Annotated in this window: 2 protein-coding genes and 1 pseudogene; 1 reads left to right on the top strand and 2 read right to left on the bottom strand. The window is 68.8% G+C overall.

The genetic code is table 11. The features are described from left to right. Together parC and recO are read right to left on the bottom strand one after the other, a co-directional pair. A pseudogene (gene parC, locus I55_RS12290) lies at nucleotides 1–1876 on the bottom strand (DNA topoisomerase IV subunit A); the annotation flags it as partial. Between the two features lie 49 nt (nucleotides 1877–1925). Next, a complete protein-coding gene (gene recO, locus I55_RS12295; RefSeq protein ID WP_044560870.1) occupies nucleotides 1926–2711 on the bottom strand; it encodes a DNA repair protein RecO in 786 nt (261 codons plus the stop codon). Nucleotides 2712–2972: 261 nt separating this feature from the next. Between recO and I55_RS12300 the strand changes: the two genes are divergently transcribed. Beyond that, nucleotides 2973–3379 (top strand): PAS domain-containing protein (locus I55_RS12300; RefSeq protein WP_044560869.1); only part of this gene is annotated, 407 nt, incomplete at its 3' end.

Raw genomic sequence — 3379 nt, forward strand, 5'->3', positions numbered from 1 at the left:
GCCGTCGCTGGACGCCACCAGCAGGCGCTTGCCCGGACGGTAGGGCAGCACGGTGACGATGTCGGCGTCGCCCAATNCCACCATCAGGCGCACGGGCTCGCGAAAGCCGCGCCCGCGCGGCAGGCGGTCCACGCCGATGGTGTGGAACTTGCCGGTGCTCGAGAAGACCAGCAGCTTGTCCGTCGTCTCGGCATGCAGGACGAAGCGCTCGGCATCGCCCTCCTTGTACTTGGCCTCCGCCGTCTCGGCGGGCGGCAGGTGGCCCTTCACGGCACGGATCCAGCCCTTCTCCGACAGGAAGACGGTGACGGACTCGCGCTCGATCATGGCTTCCACCGGCACGATCACGTCGGTGGGGGCGTCGCCCACGGCGGTGCGGCGGGCGCCCAGTTCGGTCGCCTGGCCGAAGCGCTTCTTGGTGGCCGCCACCTCGGCCGCGATGGCCGTCCAGCGCTTGCCCTCGTCATCCAGCAGGGACAGCAGTTCCGCCCGCTCGGCCGTCAGACCGTCATGCTCCCTGCGGATCTCCATCTCTTCCAGCTTGCGCAAGCTGCGCAGACGCATGTTCAGGATGGCCTCGGCCTGCACATCGGTCAGGCCGAATGTCCGCATCAGCTGGGCCTTGGGCTCATCCTCCTCACGGATGATGCGGATGACCTCATCCAGGTTCAGATAGGCTATGAGGTAGCCGCCCAGCACCTCCAGCCTATGGTCGATCTTGGCCAAGCGGTGGCGGGAGCGGCGGACCAGGACCACGTTGCGGTGGTCCAGGTAGGCCCGCAGCACCTCATGCAGGGTCATGACGCGGGGCACCTGGTCGGCGTCCAGCACGTTCATGTTCAGCGGGAAGCGCACTTCCAGGTCGGTGTTGCGGAACAGCTGTTCCATCAGCACCGCCGGGTCGACGTTGCGGCTCTTGGGAACCAGCACCAGGCGCACATCTTCCGCCGACTCGTCGCGCACGTCCTCCAGCAGGGGGAGCTTACGCTCCATCAGGAGTTCGGCGATCTTCTCCACCAGACGGGACTTCTGCACCTGGTAGGGCACCTCGGTGACGACGATCTGCCAGGTGCCCTGGGCCAGCTTCTCCGTCTCCCACCGGGCGCGCAGGCGGAAGCCGCCACGGCCGGTGCGGTAAGCCTCGCGCACGGCGTCGCGGCTTTCCACCAGCACACCGCCGGTGGGAAAGTCGGGACCGGGCATCAGGGTCACCAGTTCATCCACCGTCACCGGCCGGCGGCGATCTTCCGGCACCAGCAGTTCGCGGTCGATGATCAGGCTCAGCGCGTCGCAGATCTCGCCGGCGTTGTGCGGCGGGATGCTGGTGGCCATGCCCACGGCGATGCCGGCCGACCCGTTGGCCAGCAGGTTGGGGAAGGCCGAGGGCAGCACCACCGGCTCCTCGCCGTCGCCGTCGTAGGTGGCGCGGAGGTCGACGGCGTCCTCATCGATGCCATCCAGCAGGGCCTTGGCCACCTCGGTCAGGCGGGCCTCGGTGTATCGCATGGCGGCGGCGTTATCACCGTCGATGTTGCCGAAGTTGCCCTGCCCCTGGACCAGGGGGTAGCGGGCGGCGAATTCCTGGGCCAGGCGCACCAGCGCGTCATAGACCGAGGCGTCGCCGTGGGGGTGGAACTTGCCGATGACGTCACCCACCACGCGCGCCGATTTCTTGGGCGGGGTGTTGGGTTCCAGCTTCAGCTGGCTCATGGCGAACAGCAGGCGGCGGTGCACCGGCTTCAGCCCGTCGCGCACATCGGGCAGCGACCGCGACACGATGGTCGACAGGGCGTAGGAACAGGTAGCGTTCGCCCAGCGCGTCGGCCAGGGGTTTATCGAGGATCTCGGGGCGGCATCGGTCATGATGGCGCGACACTACCAGATATGGGGCCCGATTGCCAGCCTGGGTGCAGCCCGGGGGAGCCTCAGCTTTCCTGGGGCTCCGCCGCCGGCAGGCCGTTCAGGCGCAGGTACCGCTCCACAAGGCGCTGGCGGGCCGGCGGCACCTCGGCATGGCGCTGGGCGAAGACATGCCGTTCCAGGAAATGGCCCGTCAGGCGCAGGCCGGCCGCCACGTCCTCCTCCCCGCCGCCGTTGAAGCCCAGGCCGATGAGGAAGCCCGGCAGGGGCAGCAGCTTGTCGCGGTAGGGTTCACCCGCCGACGCCGACACGGCGCGGCCGGTGCGGGGGCTGACGTAGGCCAGCTGGTCGTTGGGGTTGCCGCCGGGGAGATGGCCGGCCGGCTGCCCGGTGCCGGCGCACTGGCTGAGGTCCAGGCCGAAGCCCACCTCCTCCAGCAGGCCCACCTCCCACCGCACGTAGACGGCGGGCCAGATATCGAGGTCGAGAGCGGAGAACAGCGCCAGGGTGGCGTCGTACAGGCCGGGATGGGCCTCCCGCTCCGCCAGCACGGCGTCCATCAGGGCGGCTGCCGACACGATGGCGGCCAGACGCAGGGCGTCGTCCAGGTACAGCCCGGCGGGGGAGCGCACGGGCTCCACCGTCCAGTTGCCCAGCTGATCGGCGGTGCGGGCGCGCCAGCGGACGGTGACCTGCCCCCCCGGCTCCAGCACGCCGCGATAGCGCTGCGACTGCCCGCCGTGCAGCACGCCGGCGTGGCGGCCATGCTCCCGCGTCAGCAGCACCACCAGCGCGGCGGTGTCGCCGAACGGGCGGGCGGAAAGCACGATGGCGTCGTCAGTCCATTCCATGGATGTCTTGTAGCAGATCAAGCCCCATCGCGTGTATGCCAATGCTCTCGTTCCAGAGGCTTGGCCGACGGTGTCACTCTGGAGTTTTTTAGTATACGCTGCATTAATAACCATTGAACCGAGCGGCCGCGTGCACAGCCTTTTTTTCGGCATTCCTTGGAGTCTGGGGGCTGGTTCACGACGCGGACTGGTCATGGCGGGTGTCACCCCGGATGGCGGTCGCCGGGATGGCGGACGCCCCGATGGTAGACGATCGCGGTCATGACGTCCGAAAACCCCGCCCGCCTGGAGGGACAGCCGCCCTCCCCCCCATCCCCGGATGACGCCAGCCACCTGGCGCTGGAGCGCTACACCCTGGCGGCGGCGGCCAGCAATGAGGGGCTGTACGACTGGGACCTGCGCACCGACCGGGTCTATTACGCCGAGTCCTGGAAGGCGCTGCTGGGCTATGCCGAGGATGAGATCGGCACGTCGCCGGATGAGTGGCTGAACCGGGTGGATCCGGACGACCTGATCTGGCTGCAGGCCACGCTGGACGCCCAGGCCAGCGCCGGCGGCAAGCCCTTCCAGATCGAATACCGCATCACCCATCGCAACGGCCAGGCGCTGTGGATGATGTGCCGCGGCATCGTCGTGCTGGATGACGAGGGGGAGCCATCCGCTCTCGC

Source organism: Azospirillum sp. B4 (assembly GCF_000333275.1).
In the GTDB taxonomy this organism is placed as follows: Bacteria; Pseudomonadota; Alphaproteobacteria; order Azospirillales; family Azospirillaceae; genus Nitrospirillum.

What these genes read in the sequence shown, in the direction of transcription:
- recO (WP_044560870.1), bottom strand. Translation starts at nt 2,711, where the DNA reads ATGGAATGGACTGACGACGCCATCGTGCTTTCCGCCCGCCCGTTCGGC.